This is a genomic window from Oliverpabstia intestinalis (assembly GCF_009696065.1).
In the GTDB taxonomy this organism is placed as follows: Bacteria; Bacillota; Clostridia; order Lachnospirales; family Lachnospiraceae; genus Oliverpabstia; species Oliverpabstia intestinalis.
The window spans coordinates 46347-72612 of the sequence record NZ_VUMS01000002.1; the positions used below are offsets into that span (position 1 = coordinate 46347).

31 protein-coding genes are annotated in these 26266 nt (G+C 41.6%); 12 read left to right on the forward strand and 19 right to left on the reverse strand.

The window, feature by feature from the left end; translation table 11 throughout:
* Nucleotides 1–128 precede the first annotated feature (128 nt).
* Nucleotides 129–548, forward strand: coding sequence for a twitching motility protein PilT (locus tag FYJ57_RS01070; RefSeq protein WP_154431207.1), 420 nt, complete (start codon nucleotides 129–131; stop codon nucleotides 546–548).
* Between the two features lie 156 nt (nucleotides 549–704).
* Here the strand turns inward: FYJ57_RS01070 and FYJ57_RS01075 are convergent, their stop codons facing one another.
* Entirely contained in the window at nucleotides 705–908 is a 204-nt protein-coding gene (locus FYJ57_RS01075) for a DUF378 domain-containing protein (RefSeq protein WP_154431208.1), read from the reverse strand.
* A 152-nt stretch (nucleotides 909–1060) separates the two neighbouring features.
* Here FYJ57_RS01075 and FYJ57_RS01080 point away from each other — a divergent pair, with 152 nt between their 5' ends.
* The 8 genes from FYJ57_RS01080 to FYJ57_RS01115 all read left to right on the forward strand — a co-directional run bounded on the left by FYJ57_RS01080 (nucleotide 1061) and on the right by FYJ57_RS01115 (nucleotide 8023).
* Nucleotides 1061–2425 carry a biotin/lipoyl attachment domain-containing protein gene (locus tag FYJ57_RS01080; protein WP_154431209.1) on the forward strand — a complete coding sequence of 455 codons (1365 nt, stop codon included), beginning with the start codon at nucleotides 1061–1063 and terminating at the stop codon, nucleotides 2423–2425.
* 23 nt (nucleotides 2426–2448) lie between these two features.
* Complete coding sequence (locus FYJ57_RS01085; RefSeq protein ID WP_022172516.1) at nucleotides 2449–3147, forward strand: YggS family pyridoxal phosphate-dependent enzyme; 699 nt, start codon at nucleotides 2449–2451, stop codon at nucleotides 3145–3147.
* Between the two features lie 14 nt (nucleotides 3148–3161).
* A complete protein-coding gene (locus tag FYJ57_RS01090) occupies nucleotides 3162–3746 on the forward strand; it encodes a cell division protein SepF (RefSeq protein ID WP_022172515.1) in 585 nt (194 codons plus the stop codon).
* 1 nt (nucleotide 3747) lies between these two features.
* Complete coding sequence (locus FYJ57_RS01095) at nucleotides 3748–4527, forward strand: YlmH family RNA-binding protein (RefSeq protein WP_154431210.1); 780 nt, start codon at nucleotides 3748–3750, stop codon at nucleotides 4525–4527.
* A gap of 219 nt (nucleotides 4528–4746) precedes the next feature.
* Entirely contained in the window at nucleotides 4747–5862 is a 1116-nt protein-coding gene (gene aroB / locus FYJ57_RS01100; protein ID WP_154431211.1) for a 3-dehydroquinate synthase, read from the forward strand.
* A gap of 3 nt (nucleotides 5863–5865) precedes the next feature.
* Nucleotides 5866–6393, forward strand: a complete 528-nt coding sequence (gene lspA, locus FYJ57_RS01105; protein WP_154431212.1) for a signal peptidase II — start codon at nucleotides 5866–5868, stop codon at nucleotides 6391–6393.
* A gap of 5 nt (nucleotides 6394–6398) precedes the next feature.
* Nucleotides 6399–7310, forward strand: coding sequence for an RluA family pseudouridine synthase (locus FYJ57_RS01110; RefSeq protein WP_408636453.1), 912 nt, complete (start codon nucleotides 6399–6401; stop codon nucleotides 7308–7310).
* A 68-nt stretch (nucleotides 7311–7378) separates the two neighbouring features.
* Nucleotides 7379–8023: a cytidylate kinase-like family protein gene (locus tag FYJ57_RS01115; protein WP_154431213.1), complete on the forward strand. Its 645-nt coding sequence runs from the start codon at nucleotides 7379–7381 to the stop codon at nucleotides 8021–8023.
* Nucleotides 8024–8166: 143 nt separating this feature from the next.
* Here the strand turns inward: FYJ57_RS01115 and FYJ57_RS01120 are convergent, their stop codons facing one another.
* Nucleotides 8167–8892 carry a tRNA 2-thiocytidine biosynthesis TtcA family protein gene (locus tag FYJ57_RS01120; RefSeq protein WP_154431214.1) on the reverse strand — a complete coding sequence of 242 codons (726 nt, stop codon included), beginning with the start codon at nucleotides 8890–8892 and terminating at the stop codon, nucleotides 8167–8169.
* Between the two features lie 209 nt (nucleotides 8893–9101).
* On the opposite strand from FYJ57_RS01120, the gene FYJ57_RS01125 reads away from it, so the two are divergent.
* Entirely contained in the window at nucleotides 9102–10451 is a 1350-nt protein-coding gene (locus tag FYJ57_RS01125) for an AI-2E family transporter (protein ID WP_154431215.1), read from the forward strand.
* 30 nt (nucleotides 10452–10481) lie between these two features.
* On the forward strand, nucleotides 10482–10931 hold the full coding sequence (dtd, locus tag FYJ57_RS01130; RefSeq protein ID WP_154431216.1) for a D-aminoacyl-tRNA deacylase: 450 nt from the start codon (nucleotides 10482–10484) through the stop codon (nucleotides 10929–10931).
* Nucleotides 10932–11071: 140 nt separating this feature from the next.
* On the opposite strand, the gene FYJ57_RS01135 is transcribed toward dtd, so the two are convergent.
* The 4 genes from FYJ57_RS01135 to FYJ57_RS01150 form a co-directional block, all read right to left on the reverse strand.
* Nucleotides 11072–12136, reverse strand: a complete 1065-nt coding sequence (locus FYJ57_RS01135) for a tyrosine-type recombinase/integrase (RefSeq protein ID WP_154431217.1) — start codon at nucleotides 12134–12136, stop codon at nucleotides 11072–11074.
* A 128-nt stretch (nucleotides 12137–12264) separates the two neighbouring features.
* A complete protein-coding gene (locus FYJ57_RS01140) occupies nucleotides 12265–12798 on the reverse strand; it encodes a prolyl-tRNA synthetase associated domain-containing protein (RefSeq protein ID WP_154431321.1) in 534 nt (177 codons plus the stop codon).
* Nucleotides 12799–13049: 251 nt separating this feature from the next.
* Nucleotides 13050–14402 carry a uracil-xanthine permease family protein gene (locus FYJ57_RS01145; protein ID WP_154431218.1) on the reverse strand — a complete coding sequence of 451 codons (1353 nt, stop codon included), beginning with the start codon at nucleotides 14400–14402 and terminating at the stop codon, nucleotides 13050–13052.
* Between the two features lie 151 nt (nucleotides 14403–14553).
* Entirely contained in the window at nucleotides 14554–14940 is a 387-nt protein-coding gene (locus FYJ57_RS01150; RefSeq protein ID WP_154431219.1) for a hypothetical protein, read from the reverse strand.
* Nucleotides 14941–15215: 275 nt separating this feature from the next.
* Between FYJ57_RS01150 and lexA the strand changes: the two genes are divergently transcribed.
* Nucleotides 15216–15836 (forward strand): transcriptional repressor LexA, encoded by a 621-nt coding sequence (lexA, locus tag FYJ57_RS01155; protein WP_022172502.1) that lies wholly within the window; start codon nucleotides 15216–15218, stop codon nucleotides 15834–15836.
* 156 nt (nucleotides 15837–15992) lie between these two features.
* Here the strand turns inward: lexA and rsfS are convergent, their stop codons facing one another.
* The 13 genes from rsfS to FYJ57_RS01220 all read right to left on the reverse strand — a co-directional run bounded on the left by rsfS (nucleotide 15993) and on the right by FYJ57_RS01220 (nucleotide 26112).
* Entirely contained in the window at nucleotides 15993–16355 is a 363-nt protein-coding gene (gene rsfS, locus FYJ57_RS01160; RefSeq protein ID WP_022172501.1) for a ribosome silencing factor, read from the reverse strand.
* Nucleotides 16356–16367: 12 nt separating this feature from the next.
* Nucleotides 16368–16958, reverse strand: a complete 591-nt coding sequence (gene yqeK / locus FYJ57_RS01165) for a bis(5'-nucleosyl)-tetraphosphatase (symmetrical) YqeK (RefSeq protein ID WP_022172500.1) — start codon at nucleotides 16956–16958, stop codon at nucleotides 16368–16370.
* 54 nt (nucleotides 16959–17012) lie between these two features.
* On the reverse strand, nucleotides 17013–17624 hold the full coding sequence (gene nadD, locus FYJ57_RS01170; protein WP_118316548.1) for a nicotinate-nucleotide adenylyltransferase: 612 nt from the start codon (nucleotides 17622–17624) through the stop codon (nucleotides 17013–17015).
* 10 nt (nucleotides 17625–17634) lie between these two features.
* On the reverse strand, nucleotides 17635–17925 hold the full coding sequence (yhbY, locus tag FYJ57_RS01175) for a ribosome assembly RNA-binding protein YhbY (RefSeq protein WP_022172498.1): 291 nt from the start codon (nucleotides 17923–17925) through the stop codon (nucleotides 17635–17637).
* 10 nt (nucleotides 17926–17935) lie between these two features.
* On the reverse strand, nucleotides 17936–19225 hold the full coding sequence (gene obgE, locus FYJ57_RS01180; RefSeq protein ID WP_022172497.1) for a GTPase ObgE: 1290 nt from the start codon (nucleotides 19223–19225) through the stop codon (nucleotides 17936–17938).
* Nucleotides 19226–19351: 126 nt separating this feature from the next.
* Nucleotides 19352–19636, reverse strand: coding sequence for a 50S ribosomal protein L27 (gene rpmA, locus FYJ57_RS01185; RefSeq protein WP_022172496.1), 285 nt, complete (start codon nucleotides 19634–19636; stop codon nucleotides 19352–19354).
* A gap of 5 nt (nucleotides 19637–19641) precedes the next feature.
* Nucleotides 19642–19971 carry a ribosomal-processing cysteine protease Prp gene (locus tag FYJ57_RS01190; protein ID WP_022172495.1) on the reverse strand — a complete coding sequence of 110 codons (330 nt, stop codon included), beginning with the start codon at nucleotides 19969–19971 and terminating at the stop codon, nucleotides 19642–19644.
* Nucleotides 19972–19983: 12 nt separating this feature from the next.
* Nucleotides 19984–20289, reverse strand: a complete 306-nt coding sequence (gene rplU / locus FYJ57_RS01195; protein WP_022172494.1) for a 50S ribosomal protein L21 — start codon at nucleotides 20287–20289, stop codon at nucleotides 19984–19986.
* A gap of 161 nt (nucleotides 20290–20450) precedes the next feature.
* Entirely contained in the window at nucleotides 20451–21329 is an 879-nt protein-coding gene (locus FYJ57_RS01200; protein WP_154431220.1) for a DegV family protein, read from the reverse strand.
* A 71-nt stretch (nucleotides 21330–21400) separates the two neighbouring features.
* Entirely contained in the window at nucleotides 21401–22333 is a 933-nt protein-coding gene (locus FYJ57_RS01205; RefSeq protein WP_154431221.1) for a CPBP family intramembrane glutamic endopeptidase, read from the reverse strand.
* A gap of 3 nt (nucleotides 22334–22336) precedes the next feature.
* Nucleotides 22337–23548 (reverse strand): ribonuclease E/G, encoded by a 1212-nt coding sequence (locus tag FYJ57_RS01210; RefSeq protein WP_154431222.1) that lies wholly within the window; start codon nucleotides 23546–23548, stop codon nucleotides 22337–22339.
* 1 nt (nucleotide 23549) lies between these two features.
* Nucleotides 23550–24266 carry a TIGR03936 family radical SAM-associated protein gene (locus tag FYJ57_RS01215; RefSeq protein ID WP_022172490.1) on the reverse strand — a complete coding sequence of 239 codons (717 nt, stop codon included), beginning with the start codon at nucleotides 24264–24266 and terminating at the stop codon, nucleotides 23550–23552.
* Nucleotides 24247–26112 (reverse strand): TIGR03960 family B12-binding radical SAM protein, encoded by a 1866-nt coding sequence (locus FYJ57_RS01220; protein WP_154431223.1) that lies wholly within the window; start codon nucleotides 26110–26112, stop codon nucleotides 24247–24249. The genes FYJ57_RS01215 and FYJ57_RS01220 overlap by 20 nt, the downstream gene beginning before the upstream one ends.
* Between the last annotated feature and the right edge of the window lie 154 nt (nucleotides 26113–26266).

Here is a 26266-nt window from a genome sequence, read left to right on the forward strand (position 1 = left end):
GTTTTTTTTGAAATTTTTCAGATTTTTTCAAATTTACCATTGTATTTCTTGGTGAAATATTCTATAATTACAACAACAGAACAGTACTTTTTGGTAATATATACCAGAAATCAAAGGAGGAAACTGCTATGGTTCAATTAATTGTAGGCAAAAAAGGTAAAGGAAAAACTAAGCAGCTTTTAGATAAAGTGAACGGAGCCATTAAAGTTGCTGAAGGTAACATTGTATATCTGGATAAAAGTTCCAAACATATGTATGAACTGAACAATAAAATTCGTCTGATCGATGTATCCGGATATCCGATTAAAAATGCAGATGAATTCATCGGTTTTGTATGTGGTATTGTATCTCAGGATCATGATCTTCAGGAAATGTATCTGGACAGCTTCCTGAAAAATGCAAAATTGGAAGGAAAAGATATTACCGATGCACTGCATCAGTTAAAAGATATTTCCGAGGCATATAAAATTAATTTTGTATTAAGTGTTTCCATGGATAAAGAAGAATTACCTGCTGAATTTCAGGATGATATCATCATTGCCTTGTAAAACTGTAGCAGATGAAAAGAGGGTTGCCTGTTGGCGACCCTCTTTTCATGTTTTACGCGAGTAACGAGCCAAAGTCCGTGCATGCACGCGACCCTGGTGATTGCCGCGATAACTATGAGAAACTCGCGGAACGTGTTTCTCATAGTTATCCGCAGCTTACGGGTTAGTGTCGGCGAGACGACTGAAAAAGGTGCAAAGGTACAGACCGCTTAATCCAACCAGGATATAGATGATCCTGGAAAGCCAGGATAAATTGCCGAACAAGAAAGCAACCAGATCGAATTTGAACAGTCCTACCAGCCCCCAGTTAATTGCACCTGTGATTGTCAGTATCAGTGCTGTATAATCCAAAACTTTCATCTTAATTTGATCAACCTCCTGTTTTTTTCGTTATCTCCAGTATTTCCACGATTTCACAGAATATGCATATTTTTTTTCTTGTGTATTCGTCAGAGGAATGATAGAATAATTTTATATGAGTATAAGTCAGAAAAACGAAGGGGAGTGTTTTCATGACTACAAAAAGGAAAAATAAAATATCCGGATGGTTTCGTAAGATCCCGTTAAATATAGGAACCTTTATCTTTGGGGCACTTTTTGTGTATATGGTAATTACGGTCATTCTGTATCTTACTGCAGATCATATTCAGTCCTATCAGGTGACCGCAGGTCCCTTATCCAATAATAAGACATATACAGCACTGGCAATCCGTGAAGAATCTGTGGTAAATACGAATGCCGCCGGTTATATCACCTATTATGCAAGAGAGAACAGTAAAGTTGGAAAATCCGGAGCAGTCTATACTCTGGGGGACACTCCGGTGCAGGCTGCAGTCAATGAACTGACCGAACAGGATTATGCCGGAATCCGCTCTTCCATTGCAGGATTTGCCTCCACATATGACAGTGACAACTTTTATGATGTTTATAATTACAAATACGAGCTGGAGGGATCTATTCTCCAGTACAGTGGTCTTCAGACGGATGACTCCACGGAAACTACGCAGACGGCCAATGGACAGACAATTTACCGGGCAGCACAGGATGGTATCGTTGTTTATGCAGTGGATGGCTACGAAGGGATTACAGCAGATCAGCTGACGGCAGATCTTTTTAGTAAGAAAAACTATCAGATTACCAATCTTCAGAAAGAACGAAAGGTATCCTCCGGGGATCCTGTGTATAAACTGATAACCAGTGAGACCTGGTCAGTAGTGATACCGCTGAGCACAGATCAGATTGTTTCACTGGCAGAAAAAAAGACGATCCGAGTGAAGTTTTTAAAAGATGATGCCACGCAGACAGGTTTACTGACCATTGTTACCGGTGAAGACGGCAATTATTACGGCAAGATCACATTCAGCCGTGGAATGATTCGCTATAGTGGTGATCGCTTTCTGAATATTGAATTGGTAACAAACACACAGACAGGATTAAAGATTCCGCTCAGTTCCATTGTGAAAAAGAACTTTTATGTGATTCCGAAAGAATACATTGCTACTGATGAAGAAGATGGTGATGCCGGCTTCTACCGAAAGGTTACCAGAAGGGGAAAAGATGATTCCTCTGAATTTGTCAAGGCTACGATTTATCAGGAAGACGATGATTACTATTATGTGGATATGGATACTTTTCAGGACGGAGATGTGATTTTGAAGCCTGACAGCCAGTCTGTTTATGAAATAAAAGAAAAGAAAGCATTAGAAGGTGTGTATTGTATTAATAAAGGCTATGCTGTTTTCAGGAAAATCGTCATGATTGAACAAAATGATGAATATTGTATAGTTGAGACAGGTACCACCTATGGACTTTCCCAGTTTGATTACATTGTCAGAAACGGAAATACCGTGAAAGAAGACGATATTCTGTTTAAATAAAGACTTACAAAGGAGAATAATGTATGGTAGCAGAACAGTTACAGAACGTACGAGCTGAGATCAGAAAAGCCTGTGAAAAAAGCGGTCGGAATCCGGAAGAAGTAACTCTGATCGCAGTCAGTAAGACAAAACCGATTTCCATGATTCGGGAGGCGATGGATGCAGGACAGACGATCTTCGGAGAAAATAAGGTACAGGAACTTTGCACCAAATACGAAGAACTTCCGAAAAATCTCGAATGGCATCTGATCGGGCACCTGCAGAGGAATAAAGTAAAATATATTGCAGACAAAGCAGCACTGATTCATTCTGTGGATTCTCTGCGTCTGGCAGAAACAATCAACCATGAGGGAGAAAAGATTCAGAGAGTGATTCCTGTCCTGATTGAAGTGAATGTTGCGCAGGAGGAAACAAAGTTTGGAGTATCAGTGGAAGAAACCATGTCTTTGATTGAGGAGATCTGTAAGCTTCCGTATGTGCAGATTCAGGGACTGATGACAATTGCTCCATATGTACCGGATCCTGAAGAAAATCGGCCTGTTTTCCGAAAATTGAAACAATTAAGTGTTGACATAAGCAGTAAAAACATGAATAATGTACATATGGATATTCTGAGTATGGGTATGACGAACGATTATCAGGTAGCTGTTGAAGAAGGTGCCACTATGGTTCGTGTTGGTACCGGTATTTTTGGTGAGAGAGATTATTCCAAAACAAAATAGATAGGAGATAAAAAATGAGCGTTTTAGATAAGTTTTTAGATGCCATCCGTTTGAATGATGATTTTGACGATGATGATGAATTCTTCGATGATGAAGATTTGGAAGCCCTTGACGAGGAAAAACCGAAACATCGTTTCTTTAAAAAACTGGATGACGATGATGATGAAGATGAAGAAGTTGAATATGTAAAACCGGAGAAAAAAGTGGCACCAAAGCAGACAAAAGCTCCGAAACAGACTGTAAAGCAGGCAACTCCGTCTGCATCCAGCAAGATCACTCCGATGAGAAAGAAAAACAGCGGAAATGGCACGATGGAAGTCTGTGTGATCAAACCTTCTTCCATGGAAGACACCAGAGAGATCGCAGATACTCTGATTGACCGTTGTACTGTAGTACTGAATCTGGAAGGTATTGATGTAGATGTGGCGCAGAGAATCATAGATTTTTCTTCCGGTGCATGCTATTCTATCGCAGGAAGTCTGCAGAAGATTTCCAGTTATATTTTTATCCTGACACCAGCCAATGTGGAAATTTCCGGTGATTTCCAGGAAATATTAAGCGGCGCTTTTGACGTTCCTTCTGTTCGGACAAACTTCTAAGATGAAAGAACAGGAAGTACAGTTCAGAAAGCGGCTGGCAGATCTGGCAAGAACAGCCTATTATCGGGAGATTCCTATGTTTACGGATTTTCTGGATTTGAATGAACTTCATATGGTACATAGCTTTCGACCGGAGGAAGCGGGTGTTATGATCCGTACCTTCGGTGGCTATGAAGAAGCAGAGCGTCAGATAGCAGCATTTCTTCCTGATGCTCTTTCTTATGATTATGGGGAAAAAGAGTGTTTTCTTTCGATGTATCCGATTCGGTGTATCCGTATCTCGCCTTGTTCCGGAAAATTCAGTGAGACGCTTACTCATCGGGATTATCTGGGAGCCCTGATTCACCTGGGAATCGAACGCTCCAGACTTGGGGATATAGTGATCAAGGGCCAGGATGCGTATGTATTCTGCCATGCACAGATGGAAGAATTTCTTATGCAGAACATTACCAGAATTCGGCATACAACAGTGAAAGTGTCCGCTGTTGAGAATCCGGACGACCTTCCGAAACCACAGTTTCAGGAGATCCACGGAACAGTCAGTTCAGTACGGCTGGATGCGATGATTGCTCTGGCATTCTCGTCATCCAGAAGTAGTATGCTGGGATTGATCGAGGGCGGAAAAGTTTTTGTCAATGGTAAAATGGTTGTATCTAACGGACATCCTTTAAAACCGGAAGATATTGTGTCGGTCCGTGGATATGGAAAGTTCCGCTATGACGGAATGGCGGGAACAACAAAAAAAGGACGGTGCAGTGTTACCGTACAGAAATATATATAACGTATTCTCAAATACGATCCTGCATTTCCACAAAAATAAAACAGGATGTAACTGTTCAGTAACTTCACAGTTACGAGCAAAAATGCATTTAAAATCACCTTCGGTGATGGCATTTTTGCTTGTATGTCTCGGGATTTTGGCATATTTATGCCAAAACACCTCGTGGGATAATGGCTACTGAATAGTTACAACAGGATGATCATTTTGGAGGAGAATTTTATGAGCAAACAATTACGCGTATACAGAGAAGGCGCAAAGACAGAATTTGATTACCAGATTCTCTGGGAAGAAGATTTTACAAAACTGACGGATGCAGTTAAGAAACTGGAGCTTTCCTGTGGAAAGATCTGCATTGTAGCAGATGATATAGTGGGAAATCTGTATGGGAAAGAAGTACAGAAGGCACTGGAAGAACTGGATGTAACGGTTGATTTGTATACTTTCCCGGCGGGAGAAGCTTCTAAAAATCTGGATACAGTAAAAGAGCTGTACGCGTTTCTGATCGAACATCACTATACAAGAAAAGATGTACTGGCAGCACTTGGCGGAGGCGTTACCGGAGATCTTACCGGATATGCTGCTGCCACCTATCTGCGTGGTATTGACTTTATCCAGATTCCAACGACTCTTCTGGCTCAGGTAGACAGCAGTGTAGGTGGAAAAACAGGTGTGGATTTTGCACAGTATAAAAATATGGTAGGTGCATTCCATCAGCCGCGGCTTGTCTATATGAATCTGAATACGCTGAAAACTCTTCCGGAAGATCAGTTTGCCAGTGGCATGGGAGAAGTGTTGAAATCAGGTCTGATTCGTGATGCCAGATTTTATGAGTGGACGATTAATCATATGTCGGAGATTCAGGAACGAATCTATCCGGTTCTTGTGAAAATGGTTCGCAAATGCTGCGAGATTAAGGCTGCTGTCGTGGAAAGTGATCCGACGGAACAGGGAGAACGTGCACTGTTGAATCTTGGACATACAGTGGGTCATGCAGTGGAAAAACTGAAGAATTTTGAACTTCTTCATGGCCAGTGTGTGGCACTTGGAACCATTGCCGCTGCCTATATCTCTTTCAAAAGAGGCTGTCTGTCGACAGAGGAATTCTACGAGATCCGTGATATGAACGTGGGATTTGATCTTCCGATTTTCTTTAATGGTCTGGATAATGAAGCTGTATTGCAGACGACAAAGTCGGATAAAAAGATGGATAACGGAAGGATTAAGTTTATTCTTCTCAAGAAGATCGGACAGGCATACATCGATAAAACAGTTACAGACGAAGAAATTCTGGATGCGATTCAGTTTATTAACGGAGATATGATCGAAGGAGAATAAGGGATGGTGAAAAATAAGAAAACCATACAATTTATCGGAGTGGACTGTATTCTTATGGTGATTCTGACACTTCTGGATCAATGGACAAAAAGTCTGGTTGTGCATCAACTGAAAGATCAGAGTGACATTATACTGATTCCTGGAGTTTTCCAGTTGCATTATCTGGAAAACCGTGGAGCTGCGTTCGGCATTTTGCAGAACCAGAGAATTATTTTTGTGATTCTGACGATTATCTATCTGGCTGCAGTATTCTGGTTTTTGCATCGTTGTCCGAAAAACGGACGTTATACATTGCTGCATATTATAGCATCAGTTCTGACAGCGGGAGCCATGGGGAACTTTATAGATCGGCTCCGCCTGGGATATGTGGTGGATTTTTTCTATTTTTCACTGATTAATTTCCCGGTATTTAATGTAGCGGATATTTTTGTGGTAATTTCTTTTATTGGTATTGCAGTAAGCATTTTATTCATATATAAAGATGACGAATTTGAGTTCTTAAGCATCAGGAAAAGGGAGTCTAAGGCATAGTGGAAATCTATACATTTACACCGGATGAGGAACAGAAAAATTTAAGAATAGATAAATTTCTTTCTGAACAGCTGCCGGATCAGTCGCGATCCTATTTACAGAAATTATTGAAAGAAGGAAATGTGACAGTCAATGAAAAAACGGTAAAGGCAAATTATAAAGTACAGCTTTCCGATACAGTGAAGCTGGAACTTTCGGAGCCGGAGTGTCCGGACATTCTTCCGGAAGATATTCCACTGGATATTTTGTATGAAGATGAAGATGTGCTGATCATCAATAAATCCAAAGGAATGGTAGTTCATCCAAGTGCCGGACATTATACCCATACAGTGGTCAATGCAGTAATGTTTCACTGCAAGGAACATCTTTCCGGAATTAATGGAGTGATGCGTCCGGGTATCGTGCACAGGATCGATATGGATACAACGGGTGCTATTGTGATCTGTAAAAATGATATGGCACATCAGAGTCTGGCAGATCAGCTGAAAGAGCATTCAATCACCAGAAAATACTGCGCCCTGGTACATGGAAATCTGAAAGAAGACGAAGGAACAGTAGAAGGGCCTATTGGCCGTCATGCCACAGATCGGAAAAAGATGGCAATCAACTACAAAAACGGAAAACCTGCAGTAACGCACTATAAGGTGCTGGAACGTTTTGGTGCATACACTTTTATTGAGTGCCAGCTGGAGACCGGGCGCACTCATCAGATTCGCGTGCATATGGCAAGCATCGGTCATCCACTTGTGGGAGATATTACCTATGGGCCGGCGAAGTGTCCGTTCAAACATCTGCAAGGGCAGTGCCTTCATGCCATGGTTTTAGGGTTTGTTCATCCACGGACGAATGAATATATTGAATTCTCAGCCCCATTACCAGAATATTTTACTGATTTGTTAGAAAATTTAAGAAAATAGGTACTGTACAATTGATTTGTTTTATTTTATAATAATTATAATAAATTAAAAGAACGGGAGGGGTTGCTATGAAGACCAATACCATTATTACAATAGGTCGTCAGTACGGAAGTGCCGGACGTCAAATTGGAAGAGTCCTTGCAGAAGAGTTAGGTATTAAGTGTTACGATAAAGAGTTACTGGAACGTGCAGCAAAGGAAAGTGGACTTTGCGAAGAACTTTTTGAGAATCATGATGAAAAACCAACCAATAGTTTTCTGTATTCTCTGGTTATGGATACATACTCTTTTGGTTATACTTCATCTGCATTCTCTGATATGCCAATTAATCAGAAAGTTTTCCTGGCTCAGTTTGAAACTATCAAGAAAATCGCAGCTGAGGGACCTTGTATCATGATTGGTCGTTGCGCGGATTATGCACTGGCAGATTTTGATAACTGTTTCAGCGTATTTTTCCACGCGGATCTGCAGACGCGTATTCGAAGAATTGCAAAAATTTATGATCTGACAGATGCAAAAGCAAAAGATCGTATCATCAAAACAGATAAAAAACGTTCTAGCTATTACAATTACTACACCAGCAAACGTTGGGGTGATGCAGATTCCTATGATCTGTGTATCGACAGTGGTAAAATGGGAGTAGATGGCTCTGTAGAACTGATGTTAAATGCAATTCAGCTGAAAGAAAAGGGATATAAAACAGCTATTTACTAAATTTTATGTAACTGTTCAGTACCTTCACAGTTACAATTTTATTATACTGTCTGAAGCTGTATATTGTGTAGTATAATAAATAAGCCCGCATAACAGGTGAGAGGATCTGTTATGTGGGCTTGTTTCTTACACATATATGTAAATCAGCGGATTTTTGGTGTCCAGTCAGGAATGTTGCCGTTTACAATTGCAGAAAACATCCGCTCTTTCACACCGGGATTCTCCTGATTCAGTTTTCGGAGCAGGTCTTTTACATACTGTCGTTTTGTATATCCGTCTGCCGGACAGGGGCTTTTTACGACAGGAAGCTGATATTTGTTACAGAAGCCTTTCACATCTGCTTCAGAAACATACATCAGCGGGCGGATCACCGTAAGGTCGGTGCGGTCAAGATGGGTGACCGGAGGAAAAGAATAAAAATGCCCTTCGTAGATCAGAGACATCATCATGGTTTCTACAATATCATCCTTGTGATGGGCATAAGCTATTTTATTGCAGCCCAGTTTTTTTATCGTGTCGTTTAAAGCACCTTTGCGCATTTTTGCGCACAGGGAGCATGGATTCTTTTCGTTTCTTTCATCAAACACGATCCGGGCTATTTCGGTTTTTACCACGGTATAGGGAACTCTCATGGTTTCGCACAGGGAGTGAATGCCTGACACATCAAAATCAGGATGCCCCAGATCGACCGTAATTGCCTCCAGATCGAATTTTTTCAGATAGTAGCGTTGTAGTCCATGGAGTGCGTATAAAAGCGTTAAACTGTCCTTTCCGCCCGATATACCGATAGCAATTCTATCCCCGTCCTGAATCATGTTGTAATCATCGATAGCACGTCTTGTATAACTCATTAATTGTTGCAGTTTCATTGTATGGTTCCTCCAATTATAAAATATCAGAATAATTGTATAAATCAGAATAGATTTGTAAATTCTTTGAATAACATAAATTTACAGTTATTTAAGTATATCAAATAAAGACTTTACAGAAAAGTCATAAATAGTTAATACATGGATTTTATTCTGTGCTATAATAGATAATATATGTTTATTAACAGAAAACTCGTGGAGGCGTTCAGATGAAAAACTTCTTGGGAAAGAAATATGTCCAGATTGGAATCACAGCATTTTGCGTTATAGCTGCCAGTATGTTATTTTACTTTGGTATCTTTCATACGGCATCAATTGCCAGGGGATTGAATACGATTTATACCATCCTTACGCCAATTGTATATGCAGCAGCAATATCATATGTTCTATGGCCGGTTATCCGCTTTATGGAGCGCAGTGTGGTTTATCGGATCTGTGAGAAAAAAAACTGGAATCCAACTCATAAAGTACGCCATGCGATTCGGATGATTTGTGTTATTATTACATTACTGTTGTTTTTACTGGGAATCTATGGTTTGTTATCTGTGCTGATCCCGGAACTGATCAACAGTATCACAAACATTATCGACAATTTGCCACGATATATTAATAATATAGAAAAATGGCTGACGAATCTTCTGAAAAATTATCCGGATCTTGAAGAAAACTCCAGTATGATTTTCTCAGCCGTAACATCTAAAGCGGAAACCTGGCTGACGGATGATCTTCTGCCTAAAATAAATCTTCTGGTTGCAAGCTTTTCTACAGGATTCCTGGGAGTTCTGGTATTCTTGAAAAACTTTCTGATCGGTGCCATGATATCTATTTATCTGTTGTACGGTAAAGAATCTTACGTTGCGCAGGGAAAGCGGTTGCTGTACTGCTTGTTCAGTACCAGAACAACAAATAATATCATTCGTGACCTTCAGTATGTAGATAAGACCTTCGGTGGATTTATCATTGGAAAAGTGTTAGACTCATTTATTATTGGGATTTTGTGCTATATAGGTACAACGATTCTGAATTTGCCATATGCATTGCTTGTCAGTGTTATTGTGGGCGTGACGAATGTAATTCCGTTCTTTGGTCCATATATTGGTGCGGTGCCGAGTGCGCTGCTGATTTTGCTGGTTAATCCGATCCAATGTGTTTACTTTGTTATTTTTATCCTACTCTTGCAGCAGTTTGACGGAAATTTTCTTGGACCGAAGATTCTTGGTGGTTCCACAGGACTTTCAAGTTTTATGGTTATAGTTGCTATTCTTGTAGGAGGTGGATTTTTCGGCATTTTCGGTATGTTTGTCGGAGTTCCTGCCTGTGCGGTGATCTGTACAGTAATCCGCAATGGTATACAGAATCGTCTGACTAAGAAGTGTATGCCGATTGATCTGGAAAGTTATCAGAATATCGATCATCTGGATGCAGAAACGCTGAAACCGGTGGCACCATCTGCAGAGAAACCGGGAAGTGACAGCGTATTTAAAAGTTATCGTAAAATTCGGACAAAAGCGAATGCCAATAATGAGGTGAATACAGAGGATCACAAAACAACGGAATAAATGATATGATATACAGAAGGAGAAAAAGTCATGAAGTTTGTAATACAAAGATGTCAGGAAGCCAGTGTTTCTGTGGATGGAAAAACAGTAGGGGCGATTGAAAAGGGATTGATGGTCCTGATTGGTGTAGGGAAAGATGATACTACAGAAGTGGTGGATAAATATCTGAAAAAACTATTACAGTTACGAATTTTTGAAGATGAGAACGGCAAGACAAATCGTTCTCTGATGGACATAGGAGGACAACTTTTGCTGGTGTCTCAATTTACTTTATACGCAAATTGCAGACATGGAAATCGACCAGGCTTTACGGATGCCGGAGATCCTCAAAAAGCAGAAGAGTTGTATGAATATCTGATAGAAAGAGCAAAAGAACAGGTTTCGGTTGTTGAACAGGGGATTTTTGGAGCAGATATGAAAGTTGCTCTTGTGAATGATGGACCGTTTACAATTATTTTAGATGAAGCAGCGTTCGCTTAAATGCAAACGCTGCTTTTTTTGCATTGCATAACGAGTATAATTCGCAAATCGTATTTTATCTCGTTGCATTGCATATCAATAATTGGTCCGGTGGTTCAATTATTGATTTAAACTAAAATAAATATAAAGAACGAATGGCTTTAAGAATCGGGATTTTCACGAAGACGAAGAGCGGATGCTGCCTTTCTGCGTCGTTCATCACCGATAGCTGCATAGTGTTTTCTGGTGGTATTAACGTCTTTATGGCCTAATACGTCGGCTACCAGATAAATATCACCGGTTTCCCGATATAAGGCAGTACCATATGTGCTTCGGAGCTTATGTGGCGTGATTTTCTTTGTGGAAGTAATTTGTTTTGCATATTTTTTTACGAGATTTTCCACAGCCTGAATACTCATACGTTTTCTCTGAATGGAATAGAAGAGAGCGTGTTCGTGTCCGGCAATCGGCGTAATAGTCGCTCGTACTTCGAGATAGTCGAGAAGCGCTTTTTCTACCTCTTCACCAAAATACACAAACATTTCATTACCACCTTTTCGTGTAACTTTTATCGCATCATTTTTAAAATCCACATCCTCAACATCCAGCCCAACACATTCAGATACACGAATACCGGTTCCTAAAAGGAGTGTGATCAATGCAAGATCCCGGACTTTTGTTTTTTCATAGTAAGCTTTTCGCTGACCGGAAAGCTGATCCCCGGCATGTTCGATATAATCCAGCAGCATGGCAACTTCATCGACATCCAGGCGGATAATAGCCTTTTCATGAATTTTAGGAATGTCAATTAAAGCCGGAGGATTTGTCTTGATCAGTTCAAGACGAAAATAATAATTATAAAAGCTCCGTAGCGTTGAAATTTTGCGTTTTACGCCGGTTTCTCCATTGGTGATAAAAGTGTCCCGTTCATCCTTATAAACCTTTAAATATTCCTTATATTCCTCGATATCAAGAGCCTGAACCTGATCTAGTACATCAATTGTCAGATCCGTTAGCTTATAACCTTTAAATAAGGGGTTTTCCTGTACCAGAAACTGGAAAAAAATCCGTATATCGTATGCGTATGAAATCCTGGTTTTTGTCGTTGTAGTTGCATCAATCGCCCGAAAATAATCCCTGCAGAATTCCGGAAGAGTACGGAGAACTTCACGGAGTTTTAAAACATTCTGCATGTCGGTCTGATCATGATAAGTGACTCGATCCATAATAAAAAGTCCTTTCAGAATAAGTTGATATATGGATTGTATCATAGAAAAAGAGACCTGTCAATCTATACGACAAACCGCAGTTTTTCAAATAGATTAACGAGGGAAACGTAATTAGGTTTAGATATTTATAAATGAACTTCTGTCATATTGTGATCTACGGCATTCAGAAATGTGTTAAATATATCTTTTGTTTTTAAACGTAAACTGGATGTATTGATGCATGGATGACATCCCAGGTATTCTTCTTTCAGTACATCGCTGTCGACTAACAGACGAACCCGATGATCAGTGTCATTCATTAATCCTAGGATGCTCACAGAGCCGGGAGTCACATCCAGAAATTCTTCCATATAGTCCGCAGTTCCAAAGGATAACCGGGAACTACCAATCTGCGCAGATAAATCCTTTGTTTTGAATATTTTCTCTCTCGGAATCAATAACAGATAAAAATCGGTTTTTTGACGGTTGCATAAAAACAGGTTTTTACATGTTGCGGCTTTCAGGACCTTATCGATTTCTTCACACACATCCATATGCATCGCCGGTTCGTGATCCACTCGGTCATATTCGATATGTAATAGATCCAGTAATTCATATACTTTTTGCTCTTTTTTCAGACGTTCTGTCATATTTTCCGGACGTCCATGCTGCAATGTCAGACTCATAAACAGTATAAAATCTCCTTATCGTTTTTATCATCCGATATAAATCGTTCTAACAAATTGTACATTAGTTTGGAACAGCTAATATCAGATATATTTTTATTATAGAATCATATGTGTAGAAATACCAGAGATTTACCCAATCTAATCTATAGAAAAAACGCTGGTGTCAATTAAAAAAGATGTATAGAAATATAATTAGTATAACTTATTTTTTCCTATACATCTTTTCAAATATTAGTCTGTTTTTATTTTGTTTTCGGATCGAGCTGCTTTGGAAGAATCAAATTCAAGACAATCGCAGAAATTGTAGCAAGAACAACCGGGGATTTTCCGAAAATTGTAGTTACCCAGTCAGGGAACTGTGCAAGAGATGCGCTTGCCTGCGTAACACCCATACCAACAGCGATTGCCAGACCTACGATAGTGGTGTTTCGGAAATTCAGCTCTTCCGAAGCAATTAGTTTCATACCGGTCATGGCTATGGATGCAAATACAGAGATGGTTGCACCTCCAAGTACACAATAAGGTATGGTAGTAAGTAAAGATGAAAATTTCGGGATCAGACCGGCTGCAAGTAAGATGACTGCAGCTGTACCCATTACTCTCCTGCTTGTTACCTTTGTCGTGGAAACAATACCGACGTTCTGACTGTAGGTTGCGGTAGGCAGTCCACCGAAAAATGCACTGATAATATTGCTGATACCATATCCTACAATTCCACCGGTTAATTCTTTATCAGTAGGCATACGGTCCATAGCACCGGTTGTTGTGGCAGAAAAATCACCGATCGCCTGTACAGCATTGATTGCAAATAAAATGGCGATAGCTACACAGGATGAAGGTTCAAAGGTAATTCCAAAATGCATTGGCTTTGGAAGTTGGAAAAATGATGCATTGGATACAGAAGAAAAATCAATCATGCCAAAACAAAGTGCTACAATATAGCCTCCCATGATACCAATTAGAATAGATGCCAGTTTCCAGATTCCTTTACCATAATGATTCAGGAAAGTTACAATAATCAGCGTGATAACGGCCACCAGCCAGTTCTGCCAGGAACCGTAATTCTCACTGCTCGCACCGCCGGCCATGTAATTGATGGCAGTTGGATATAAAGATAATCCGATAGCAAAAACTACCGTTCCGGTAATCAATGGTGGGAAAAACTTGCGGATTCGCTTGATGTTTAATCCAACCAGTAAAGCAACAATACCGCCGACGATTTGTGCGCCGAGAATGGTGGCAATATCATACTCGCCTGCGATTGCCTGCATACTTGGCACGTAGGCAAAACTGATACCCATCATAACCGGAAGTCCGGCACCGATGGCGAACCACCTGGTTTTTATAAAGGGAAATAACTGTAATAACGTGGTAAGTGCTGACATTACCAGAGCAGCCTGGATCAGAATAACGGAATCCTTCTGGGAAAGTCCTGCTACACCGGCAACAATGATGGATGGGGTTACACATCCGACAATCATGGCAAGTACATGCTGGATCGCCAGTGGCATAACTTGTCCGAACGATGGCTTTCCGTAGAAATCAAATAACGCTTTGTCCATCTGTCTGGAATGACCTGTTTCTTTGGTACTCATACTATCTTTTTCCTCCTTGGTGTTATTTATTTATTATATATGGAGATAAGATATTTGAACACCCTTTTTTGTAATAAATAACAAACTAATTATTAATTTTTCTAATCAATAATTATTCCGGGACTTCACGAGTTAAAGTAAACTATATTTATTACCTGTATTCATCGGAGTAATACGGTACACAGATGGTAGTTCCATAGATCAGCTGATCATCCGGAAGATGGTTAATGCTTTTCACTTCTTCCATGTAAGCGCGGATATTTGTATATTCATCACTGATGTATTTCTGGGAAACACCCCACAAAGTGGTATCACGGTCTACATAAACGTTAGTATAGTATTTATAACGTTTCTGCACATCTGCATTTGCATCGACGCTGGTAAAACGGAGTATGGCAACTGTTGCCAGACAGATCAAAAACATACTGGCAAAAGGGAGATGTCTGCATTTTGTTTTTCTGGTACGACATTTTCCGGGGTGTACATTTCTGCGAGTGCTTCGTGTAACAGTTGTCTTTCCTTTGTATTCTTTCATCATAGTAAATTCCTCCCATACTTTTAAAACATATGTTTGCGAACATTTGTTCTTTAACTGTGAATTTATTATAGATCTCGAACATCCGTTTGTCAATATGATTTTGGAGAAAATCCGAACAGATTTTCGGAATATGTGTTTGCATTTTAAGTGTGTATATGTTATCATTATAATTAAATAATTACAGAATTTGTAATGAAGTCAGAAAAATACAATTACAGATGCAAATAGATATATAATAAAGAAAAAGAGAATCAGATGTTCGGGAGGATTCGGCTATGGCATACGGGAAAATTACAGATAAACAACGGGAAATTTTGGAATATATCAAAAACGAAATTCTGAACAGGGGATTTCCACCTGCGGTACGTGAAATTTGTGAAGCGGTAAACCTGAAGTCCACGTCTTCTGTTCATGCACACCTGGAGAGTCTGGAAAAGAATGGCTATATCCGACGTGATCCTACCAAACCGAGAGCAATTGAAATCGTGGATGACAACTTTAACCTGGTGCGCAGAGAGATGGTGAATGTTCCGGTATTAGGCCGTGTGGCAGCCGGTGAACCACTGCTGGCGATCGAGAATGTGGAAAGTTATTTTCCTATTCCGGCGGAATTTATGCCGAACGCACAGACCTTTATTCTGAATGTTGTTGGGGAAAGTATGATCAATGCAGGGATTCTTGATGGTGATAAAGTAATTGTAGAGCAGACTGCAGATGCACAGAATGGTGATATTGTAGTAGCTCTGGTAGATGATTCTGCTACAGTAAAAAGATTTTACAAAGAAAAAGACTGTTATCGTCTCCAGCCGGAAAACGATTACATGGATCCGATCATCGTATATGATCAGTTGCAAATTCTTGGCAAGGTCATCGGTGTATATCGGTTTATGGAATAATCTCTTTAAAATAAATGTAAAATGAGATTCGATGGTCTGTTATGAGTAATCGAAAAAAAGAGTACAGAAAATCCTAATCAGTTTCTGTACTCTTTTTCTTTATCTGCGATATATCGTAACTGTTCAGTACCTTCACAGTTACGAGCAAAAATGCATTTACTGTTCTTCTTTCAGCTCTTTCGCATCCATCACTTTTCCGTCTCGCCAGATACGTTCAAGATCATAGAACAGTCTGTTCTCTTCGTCGAAAAGATGAATTACGATGTCACCGTAGTCCAGCAGGATCCAGTTCGCACTGGAATAGCCTTCCGTCTGTTTGAGCTGATAACCGGCTTTTCCCAGTACTTCGTCTACATTATCCGCCATTGCCTGTACCTGGTTACGATTACTTCCGCTTGCGATGATAAAATAATCAGCCAGAGTGGTAATCTGTTCGATATCAATTACTTTAATATCAGAAGCTTTTTTATCTTCCAAAGCTTCACATGCCAGCAGTGCCATTTTTTTTGCATCTGTCATTTTATGTTCTCCTTATTTTGTATTAATCAAGTCGCTATAGTAATTATAGGCCTGTATTGTTGCCTGATCGATGTCCTGTGGGTCATCGTCCAGATACTCCAGGGTGTCATGCAGAATCTCATACATGCAGAGATCCAGATTCTCAAAAGCAATCTTACGAATCTCAGCAAGTCTTGGAGCTTTATTCCTTGCCGGCTCGATATAGTCCGCAATATATACAATCTTTTCCAGAAGTGTCATGTTTTCTTTTCCGGTAGTATGCCAGGTGATTGCACTTAAGATTTCAGGATCTGTTACACCATATTTTTCCCGGGCTACCCAGGCACCTACTTTGGCATGGAGTAAAAAGGTATGCTCTCTCTCAAAGTCTGTGACCGGAATCTTATTATCTTTACAGATTTTCAGCTTTTTCTTTGCCGGAATACATTTGGCACAGTCATGAAGAAGACCTGCCAGCTGTGCGCGTTCCATAGGATAATCATAGCGGATTGCCAGGGATGCACTCATCTGCATCACACCGAGAGTATGCCAGAGACGGTCTTCGTCCAGATATTTTTTCAGCTTTCCGGCAATCTTCATCAGATTGAACTTCTGTTCTTCCATAACATTCCTCCTGCATTCTTCATCTTTTGTAATTTCCAAGAGAGGAATCCGGGACTATGCCCGGTAGATTCCTTCTTCGCGAATATAAGTATATACCTCATCCACAAGATAATACCGTACGCTTTTTCCCTGACGGATCCAGTCACGGAGTGTCTGTGAGGAAATTTCTAGGTTGGGAGTGTGCAGCTGGATAAAATTCCCCTTGTATTTTTCTTCCAGATATAACATTTGTTCTTTCAGGGATTCTTCCGGAACAGCATTTCTTGTAGCTACCAGCAGACTGGCTGCCTTACAGATCCGATCCGGTCTGCACCACGTGTCAAAATCATACAGAGAATCTGCACCGATGATAAAATAATACGTTTGATCCGGATATTTCTTATGCAGCCGCTCCAGTGTCTCATAAGTATACGTATATCCGTCCGGATGCATCTCTTCTGTGGAAAGACGGAAATGTGGATTGTCAGCGATAGATTTTCGCACCATCTCCACCCGCTGCTGATCACTTGCACGTCCCTCACGGTTCTGTTTGTGGGGAGGATTTCCGGAAGGCATAAACCAGACCTCATCGAGAGCCAGTTCCTCATAAGCCTTTTCTGCCAGAATCAGATGTCCTATATGAATCGGATCAAAGGTTCCCCCCATAATTCCAATTCGTTTTTTCATGATGTTCTCCTTACGGAAGCTGAATCTTTTTCTTCTCTTTTTTTCCTTCTTTATAAAGAACGATTTTCTTACCGATAACCTGAACAACCTGGGAACCGGTCCGTTCAGCCAGAACACGGGCGATTTCTTTTGGATCGTCCATACAGTTCTGTAATACGCTGATCTTAATCAGTTCTCTTGCTTCCAGGGCTTCCTTTGCGGACTGGGTAAATTCCGGCGTCAGACTGGATTTGCCGATCTGCAGGATTGGTTCTGTTGTCATGGCAATACTTTTCAGATATGCTCTTTGTTTGCTTGTCATAAACTCTCCTTTATTTGTAATAATCAAATTCAAATCCGTACATACGGACAGTGTCTCCCTCTTCAATACCTGCCTGTTCCAGTTCTTCAAGAATACCGCCGTCTTTCAGGAACTTCTGGAAGAAAGCGAATCCTTTTTCAGAATCCAGGTTGGTATATCCAAGCATCTTCTCAATCTTTGGTCCTTCTACCACATAAGTATGACCATCGTCGAGTTTTTCTACGGTATATGGCAGATTTTCCGCAATAAGAACGTCTTCCGGGAAGAATTCCTGCTCGAAAATAATCTGTTTTTTCTCAATGGAATCCAAAAGAGATTTTACATGGTATAAAAGTTCTTTCACACCTTTGCCGGTAACGGCAGAAATAGGAAATACTTTTACGCCCTGTGGCTCAAATTCGTCCTTCAGACGCTGAATCGGATCTTCTCCGTCAGGATAGATCACATCCACTTTATTGGCTGCGATTACCTGTGGTCTGGAAGCAATATCGGCGTTATATGCCTTTAATTCTGCATTGATCTTATAGACATCATCTACCGGATCTCTGCCCTCCGTGGAAGCGGCATCCACAATATGGATCATGACACGGGTTCTCTCGATGTGACGCAGGAACTGATGTCCCAGTCCCACACCTTCCGATGCACCTTCGATGAGTCCCGGAATATCCGCGATAACAAAACCGTCAGCACCATCGAGATCTACCACACCAAGATTTGGTGTAAGGGTAGTAAAATGATAGTTGGCGATCTTTGGCTGTGCATTAGTTACACGGGAAAGAAATGTAGATTTTCCTACATTTGGATATCCAACCAGTCCCACATCTGCGATGACTTTCAGTTCCAGACGTACTTCCAGCTCCTGGGCCGGCTGGCCTGGCTGCGCGTACTTCGGAACCTGCATGGTGGCAGTTGCATAGTGCATGTTTCCTTTACCGCCGCGACCGCCTTTTAAGATCACCTGCCGGCGATTTTCACCGGACATATCTGCGATTACTTTACCGCTTTCTGCTTCGTAGACAACGGTTCCTTCCGGAACACGCAGTGTGATATCTTTTCCATCGGCTCCATGGCATCGTTTTTTTCCGCCCTGTTCGCCATTTTGTGCTGCATATTTTCTTTTGTGACGAAATTCATTCAACGTATTCAGACCTTCGTCCACTTCAAAAATCACATCACCTCCGCGACCGCCATCACCGCCATCCGGACCACCGTTTGGCACAAACAACTCTCTACGGAAGCTTACATGCCCGTCCCCGCCTTTACCGGAACGGATCACGATCTTTGCTCTGTCTGCAAACATATTTTTCTCCTATCTGTCAATATTAGATGGAAACAGTGAACTAAAATTATGATGTCGCTGTTCCTGTTATCGAATATATAAAAAGAAGGCTCCAAACCATTCTGATTTGAAGCCCGCTGCATATGCTTATTCAGCTACCGGAACGATAGAAACCTGTTTCTTATCTCTTCCTTTTCTTTCAAAACGAACAACACCGTCTACTAATGCAAACAGAGTATCGTCTTTACCACGTCCAACGTTTACACCCGGATGAATCTTGGTTCCACGCTGTCTGTAAAGGATATTACCAGCTTTTACAAACTGTCCGTCAGCTCTTTTTGCTCCCAATCTTTTGGATTCGGAATCTCTACCGTTCTTAGTAGAACCAACTCCTTTTTTATGAGCAAAAAATTGAAGGTTCATATTTAACATGGTTTTTACACCTCCTCGAAGATTATATCAATAAATTCTGTGTACTGTTCATCTTCCATTCTCTGTAATCCGAGAATCAACGAATTCAGCAGCAGGAGACTTTCTTTGGAAGGCTTGTTCTTTATCATAAAATGAATACGTGCAGATGATTCATCCACATCAATCGTAAACTCATCTTCTGTAAAGGCCTCAATAGAATTCACCGTATTGATCACCAGTGCAGAGATACCGGCGCAGACAATATCTTCACCTTCCTGAGCATATCCTGCATGATCCTCACTGGTAAAGCCTACACACTGATTTTCTGAATTCTGATAAAACGTAACTTTTGTCATCAGACCACCTGATTAAGCGTTGATCTTTTCGATTTTCACTTTTGTGAACTGCTGTCTATGTCCGTTTTTCTTGTGATAACCAGTTTTTCTCTTATACTTGTAAACGATTACTTTTTTAGCTTTTCCGTTTTCAACTACAGATGCAGTAACGCTGGCATTAGCTACGTCAGCTCCTACTTTTAAACCGTCGTTGTTTACAGCAAGTACCTGGTCAAATGTAACAGTCTCTCCAGCTTCTACACCAAGCTTTTCTACTCTAATGATATCGCCTTCGGCTACTTTGTACTGTTTACCACCTGTTGCAATAATTGCGTACATATGGCACACCTCCTATTATCATTACTCGCCAAATATGGTGGCTCTTTCGAGCTCTTCTACCTCTTTGTGCGGCATACTTCGTAATATTACCATGCTTTTTTGGATTCGTCAACTGCTTTTTGAAAATTTTCTTGAAATATTATTATAATAGAATACGACAGTTATTCAACACCATCCAGTCCATGTGATGCCGCAATTGCTAGTACACCCGGACCGGTATGGCAGGTGACACTGAAAGATAATGGATCCATTCGTGAGATGGTAATATCCGGGAACACGCTCTGCACTTCTTCCTTCCATTGTCTTGCAGTTTCTTCATCGGTGGTATAGGCTACATGAAGTTTTAACTGTCCTTTTGTGACATAATCGGAAAAACGGCCTTCCACATCTTTTTTCATGGCTTCCAGCATGTTCTTTTTGGCAGCTTTGACACCACGGACTTTTTTGTAGGCATCGAGTTTGTCTCCCTGAATCTGCAAAATCGGTTTCAGGTTCAAAGCAGAGCCAAGAAGTGCTGCTGACGGTGTAATACGACCACCTTTTTTCAGATATTTTAAGGTGTCTACCATCAGATAAATGCTGGATTCCAGTGCCTCTTTTTCCAGAATTTCTTTAATCTGTGCAGCCGACTTTCCGGCAGCAACAAGATGTTTCGCATCCATTACAGACTGCTGCATGGTAACGGAGATCCTCTGGTTATCGACTACCTGTACCTTCCCATCATAATCCCGGGCAAGTCCCATAGCGGTAGAGCAGGATGCACTAAGTCCGCTGGACATCGGAATGTGCACGATTTCATCATATTCTTTTAAAAGTTTATCCCACAGATCCATCACATCACCGGGTGACGGCTGAGAAGTAGATAAGTCTGCATCGTTTTCAAGAAAATGATAGAACTGTTCTTTGTTCATATCCACATCTTCAAAATATAATTTTCCATCTACTAAGAAAGGCATCGGGATCACATAGATTCCAAGTTCTTTTCCTTCTGCCTGTGAGATACCACTGTTACTGTCGGTGACGATGGCAACATTGCCCATACTTTTGTTCCTCCTTTTACACTGCTGTAACGGTTTTCAATAATATACGTCATTTTAGCTCAATAATATAATTATAACATGGACTCAAAATAAATTCCACATCCAAAACAAATGATTCCTGCAATGAAGAAAACTGCGGATGGAATTGCAATTTTGAGTACTGTGCGATTCATCTGTTCTTTCGGGAAAAACGGTTGTTTTACATTATCTCGTCTGTGTAACAGATAATTGCCCAGGTACATTCCGAAAGGAACAGCTGCTCCAAGGATCAGATAAACACCGATGGAAATCAGAGGAACCGTCATGGTTCCATCAGTACCGGTAAGCTGATTTTGCGCCTGCTGTAGCTGAGACGTTTTCAGAAGAAATTCCTGCAGCACCATGGGAACCAGATTATTTATCATATGAAATGCGGAGGAATATACCATATTTTCTGTCTCCAACATAATATAGGACATAACTGCTCCCAGGATCGCAGTAGGCAGGAAACGAAGTGGGTTTGCATGAAAGAGACCAAAATAGATACCCATGATCAGAACGACCAGCCATTCTTTTCGGATACGATACATGGTATGAATGATTACACCGCGGTGAACCGCTTCCTCACAGATTGCCGGAAGCAGCGCAACTACGATCACAGATACCCAGAAAGGTACGCTGTAGATCACATCATTCAGTCCCTCGTTGATTGTCTCCATTTCTCCGGGAAATAAGCGATACTGGATCAGTGATACGACCATTGCAAGGATATAGGACGAAATCCACATCAGAATAGTTCCTAACATTGGCAGTCCTTCCGGAGAATGCACCGGAAACAGAGAGCGCAGGGAATACCCCATCACTTTTGCAAATAGCAGTGCCAGAATTAATAAAATAATTTCCGTAGCGGCCACACCATACAGTCCGAAATGAGACTGCAGCGGTACACAGACTACAAAAAACACAATCATAATTAACAGAAAAAATGCGGCTCCGTGCCACGGTTTTAAAGTTTTCTCTCGCATAGTTTATTCTCCCTTCTTCAGCTGGAGCAGCTGTTCTGCAAGGGTTTTGGCGGACTTTTTCCGGGTGATCTCCATGATGCCGAGAGCGGTTACATCCACAACTACAGTCTGCATCGGGTCTGATCTGACCAGTGAACCCATGTATTGGAGCAATTCAGACTGATCATTGGTATTTTTCATATTAATAAAGTCAACCAGAATCATACCAGACAGATTACGAAGCCGGAGCTGCCTTGCAATTTCCAGGGCCGCTTCCCGGTTGATCTGTTTATAATTTTCTTCTGCATCTTTTTTACTGCTATGTTTACCGGTGTTGACATCGATGGCAACAAAGGCTTCTGTCTGCTGAATTATCAGAAATCCACCGGATTTTAACCAGATTTTCTCCTGAAGTGCCTGATCGAGCTCCCGTTCAAGATTATAGAGCCTTGCAAGCGGCAACAGGGAATCTTCGTAATATTCAATTGCACACATCGATGCAACCGGAATATCCTGACGGGAAACACATAGTTCTTCATACAGCGTCTTCTGGTCCGTGATGATTTTTTCTGTTTCTTTCCAGTGCACATCTTTCAGAATGGATGCGGTGATCGATTCTCCTTTGGAAAGCTTCGTATAGCAGGGTGTGTGCAGTGCTTTCTGATACAGCTGTGTAAACTGCGTTTCCAGTGACCGCAGTTCTTCCTTCAACTCTTCCGCGGAAGCCAGCGCACCATTTGTTCGAAGAATGATGCCGTACGAGCAGTCTTCCGGCATCAGCTCTTCGAGAAACTCTTTTAACTTTTCCCGCTTTCCGGATGGAATCTTCGCGGAAATACCGATTGTGCGGTTTCCGGTCGTGAGCACCAGATATTTTCCGGTAAAATTCAGGTTCGAAGACACGCAGGGGGCTTTGGTTTTTATCGCTTCTCGGGTAACCTGCACCAGAAGTTCGTCGCCGGCTCGTAATTCTGATGCTTTCTTCGGCATTGTGTAGAGAAAATTAGATTCCTTCGTATAAGGGAAATAACAGCTGGTGCGGTTTTCAATTTCCACAAAAGCTCCTTTGATATCCGGGAGAATTTTCTGGACTTTTCCCACATGGATACTTCCGAGCAGACGTTCTCCCCTGGGGTCTTCCAGACAGATTCGGCTGATTTTTCCGTTTGACTGCCAGGCAGCTACCCGGCAGTCTGTTCCGTGATAACAGAGAGTGGTAATGATAACACGTTCCATTTTATACAATCACATCTCCCAACGCTTCCAGGGATACCAGCTGTGGGATCTCCTCTTCACCGCGGTCGGCATAGACTTCTTCCCGGTGGATCATCAGTGCAAATGGTTCCAGTTCGATTCCGAGGAATTTTGCGAATGCTTCCATCACTAATTCCGGTTTCAGGTTGTGAACACTTCCCTGGGAAAGCTGCATCCAGACTTTGTCACCGCGCAGTTCCAGTTTGTAGATCCACGGTTTGATATCGGTGATTTTCTCGCTTCGTTTTGTCTTTCTGAGGATCTCGATGCTATCCTGTGCAAAAAATGCTTCCAGCTGTCCTTTTTTCCACTCGACAGAGGGTTCTTTTCCCTCGCGGAATGCTACGGTATAATCAGCTGCTGCCACCAATGACATGCAGGCACTTGCTTTTCCGTCCGGGATCTGGCGGACACTGATCACTTTCATTCCCTCTGCCATTGTTGCATTTAACCGGTTCTCCATCTCTTTGGAAGACAGGGAATCGTCCGTCAGTTCCATATCAAAGTATTCCCCGGCACTGGTGACACCAACGCCGAGAGGGGCCGCAAACGACATGATCATATGTGGAGAAAATCCGCCTGAGAAAGCGATCGGAATATTGGCTCTTCGGATGGCTTTCTGAAAATAACGCATGATATCCAGATGTCCGATGAATTTCATGGCACCTTCTTTGGAAAATTTAACTCTTACTTTCAACACATACACCTCCCTGATATTTTGCTGCACCACAGCCGGAACACTGCATACGGCAGTTCGGCGTTACGGTTTCTTCATGGGCACGTTTCCATTCACGTAACAGGAATTTCTTTGTGACACCGATATGAATGAAATCCCATGGGAAGATCTCATCATCACTTCGTTCTCTGATGGTATAAAAATCAGTATCGATACCACACTCGGCAAATGCCTCTTTCCAGTATTCCGGATGGTAATACTCTGACCAGGCATCAAAGAGCGCACCGTGTTCGTAAGCTTTCAGTATCGCATCCCCGACCTTACGGTCACCACGAGCCAGGATACCCTCCAGAACAGTAACATCGGCTTCGTGCCAGTTGTAGCGGATACTTTTCTGATTCAGCTGTGCATGGATCTCTTCACGGACGATTCTTGCACGATCAAGGAATTCTTCTTCCCGGCACATTGGAGCCCACTGGAATGGGGTAAATGGCTTTGGAACAAAGAAAGAAGTACTTGCTGTGATCTGACATTTTCCGTTTCGCTGATCTTTTGGGATCTCGTAGTAACGTTCCGCGATTTCTTCACAAAGATGAGCGATACCTTTCATATCATCCTCGGTTTCGGTAGGAAGTCCGAGCATAAAATACAGTTTCACTTTATTCCAGCCGCCCTCAAAAGCTTTTCCGGCACCTTCCAGAATCACTTCCCGGGTCAGACCTTTGTTGATCACATCACGCAGTCTCTGGGAACCGGCTTCCGGTGCAAATGTCAGGCTGCTCTTTTTGATATCCTGTACTTTCTTCATAACATCCAGGGAGAACGCATCAATTCGAAGAGATGGAAGGGAAATATTTACGCCTCGTCTGTCACATTCTTCCATCAGGAAATTCACCAGTTCCGGGAGCTGTGAATAGTCACTGGAACTTAAAGAACTCAGAGAAATCTCTTCGTGTCCGGTGGCATCCAGCATCTCAACGGCTTTCTGTTTTAAGAAATCCACATCACGCTCTCTGGTCGGACGGTAGAGCATACCTGCCTGACAGAAACGGCATCCGCGGATACAGCCACGCTGGATCTCCAGAACCACACGATCCTGTGTGGCCTTGATAAATGGAACAACCGGAGCTTTTGGATAATACGTGTCTGTAATATCCATAACAATCTGTTTTTCAACAGATGCAGGAACGGATGCATCTGTTGGGGTGAAAGAAGCGATGGTTCCGTCTTCTTTATAACAGACCTCATACAATGCCGGTACATACAGTCCCGGAATCTGTGCCGCTTTCTTTAAAAATTCCATACGGCTGCTGCCTTTCGCCCGTTCTTCTTTATACAGATCCATCAGCTGGAAATATACCGTCTCACCTTCTCCGATATAGAAAATATCAAAGAACTGCGCCAGCGGCTCCGGATTGTAGGTACAAGGACCGCCACCGATCACGATCGGATCATCCCAGGTCCTCTTTTCGGCCAGCAGGGGAATTCCGGACAGATCCAGAATCTGTAAAATATTGGTATAACACATCTCATACTGGATCGTGATACCAAGGAAATCAAAATCCTTCACCGGATCCTGAGATTCCAGTGCGAACAACGGGATTTTTTTGTCGCGCATCACTTTGTCCATATCCGGCCACGGGGAATACACTCTTTCACACCAGATATCGTCACGCTGGTTAAACATATCATATAAGATCTGTATTCCGAGATGGGACATCCCTATTTCGTAGACATCCGGGAAACACATGGCAAACCGGACCGCAACTTCCGATTTGTCTTTCATCACTGCATTGATCTCATTGCCGATATATCGGGCCGGCTTCTCGATGGTCAGCAGGATTTCATCGTCTAAAGCTAATTTTCTCATATCTATTTGCTTTTCCTCTTTTCAATATAAATAGAATTTTCTGTATGCCATCACCGAAGGTGATTTTAAACGCATTTTGCCTCGTAACTATGAAGGTACGGAATAGTTACGTTTTTGTAACATAAGAACGACACGGCATAAAAACCGCATCATA

Coding starts and splice junctions, on each gene's coding strand:
- FYJ57_RS01135 (WP_154431217.1), bottom strand. CDS start 12,136: ATGGATCGAGTCACTTATCATGATCAGACCGACATGCAGAATGTTTTA.
- aroB (WP_154431211.1), top strand. CDS start 4,747: ATGAGCAAACAATTACGCGTATACAGAGAAGGCGCAAAGACAGAATTT.
- FYJ57_RS01125 (WP_154431215.1), top strand. CDS start 9,102: ATGAAAAACTTCTTGGGAAAGAAATATGTCCAGATTGGAATCACAGCA.
- FYJ57_RS01075 (WP_154431208.1), bottom strand. CDS start 908: ATGAAAGTTTTGGATTATACAGCACTGATACTGACAATCACAGGTGCA.
- FYJ57_RS01220 (WP_154431223.1), bottom strand. CDS start 26,112: ATGAGAAAATTAGCTTTAGACGATGAAATCCTGCTGACCATCGAGAAG.
- FYJ57_RS01150 (WP_154431219.1), bottom strand. CDS start 14,940: ATGATGAAAGAATACAAAGGAAAGACAACTGTTACACGAAGCACTCGC.
- rpmA (WP_022172496.1), bottom strand. CDS start 19,636: ATGTTAAATATGAACCTTCAATTTTTTGCTCATAAAAAAGGAGTTGGT.
- lspA (WP_154431212.1), top strand. CDS start 5,866: ATGGTGAAAAATAAGAAAACCATACAATTTATCGGAGTGGACTGTATT.
- FYJ57_RS01070 (WP_154431207.1), top strand. CDS start 129: ATGGTTCAATTAATTGTAGGCAAAAAAGGTAAAGGAAAAACTAAGCAG.
- FYJ57_RS01120 (WP_154431214.1), bottom strand. CDS start 8,892: ATGAAACTGCAACAATTAATGAGTTATACAAGACGTGCTATCGATGAT.
- FYJ57_RS01085 (WP_022172516.1), top strand. CDS start 2,449: ATGGTAGCAGAACAGTTACAGAACGTACGAGCTGAGATCAGAAAAGCC.
- FYJ57_RS01115 (WP_154431213.1), top strand. CDS start 7,379: ATGAAGACCAATACCATTATTACAATAGGTCGTCAGTACGGAAGTGCC.
- lexA (WP_022172502.1), top strand. CDS start 15,216: ATGGCATACGGGAAAATTACAGATAAACAACGGGAAATTTTGGAATAT.
- FYJ57_RS01090 (WP_022172515.1), top strand. CDS start 3,162: ATGAGCGTTTTAGATAAGTTTTTAGATGCCATCCGTTTGAATGATGAT.
- nadD (WP_118316548.1), bottom strand. CDS start 17,624: ATGAAAAAACGAATTGGAATTATGGGGGGAACCTTTGATCCGATTCAT.
- FYJ57_RS01095 (WP_154431210.1), top strand. CDS start 3,748: ATGAAAGAACAGGAAGTACAGTTCAGAAAGCGGCTGGCAGATCTGGCA.
- FYJ57_RS01145 (WP_154431218.1), bottom strand. CDS start 14,402: ATGAGTACCAAAGAAACAGGTCATTCCAGACAGATGGACAAAGCGTTA.
- FYJ57_RS01190 (WP_022172495.1), bottom strand. CDS start 19,971: ATGACAAAAGTTACGTTTTATCAGAATTCAGAAAATCAGTGTGTAGGC.
- rplU (WP_022172494.1), bottom strand. CDS start 20,289: ATGTACGCAATTATTGCAACAGGTGGTAAACAGTACAAAGTAGCCGAA.
- rsfS (WP_022172501.1), bottom strand. CDS start 16,355: ATGACAGATGCAAAAAAAATGGCACTGCTGGCATGTGAAGCTTTGGAA.
- FYJ57_RS01210 (WP_154431222.1), bottom strand. CDS start 23,548: ATGGAACGTGTTATCATTACCACTCTCTGTTATCACGGAACAGACTGC.
- FYJ57_RS01080 (WP_154431209.1), top strand. CDS start 1,061: ATGACTACAAAAAGGAAAAATAAAATATCCGGATGGTTTCGTAAGATC.
- obgE (WP_022172497.1), bottom strand. CDS start 19,225: ATGTTTGCAGACAGAGCAAAGATCGTGATCCGTTCCGGTAAAGGCGGG.
- FYJ57_RS01205 (WP_154431221.1), bottom strand. CDS start 22,333: ATGCGAGAGAAAACTTTAAAACCGTGGCACGGAGCCGCATTTTTTCTG.
- yqeK (WP_022172500.1), bottom strand. CDS start 16,958: ATGGAAGAACAGAAGTTCAATCTGATGAAGATTGCCGGAAAGCTGAAA.
- FYJ57_RS01200 (WP_154431220.1), bottom strand. CDS start 21,329: ATGGGCAATGTTGCCATCGTCACCGACAGTAACAGTGGTATCTCACAG.
- yhbY (WP_022172498.1), bottom strand. CDS start 17,925: ATGACAAGCAAACAAAGAGCATATCTGAAAAGTATTGCCATGACAACA.
- dtd (WP_154431216.1), top strand. CDS start 10,482: ATGAAGTTTGTAATACAAAGATGTCAGGAAGCCAGTGTTTCTGTGGAT.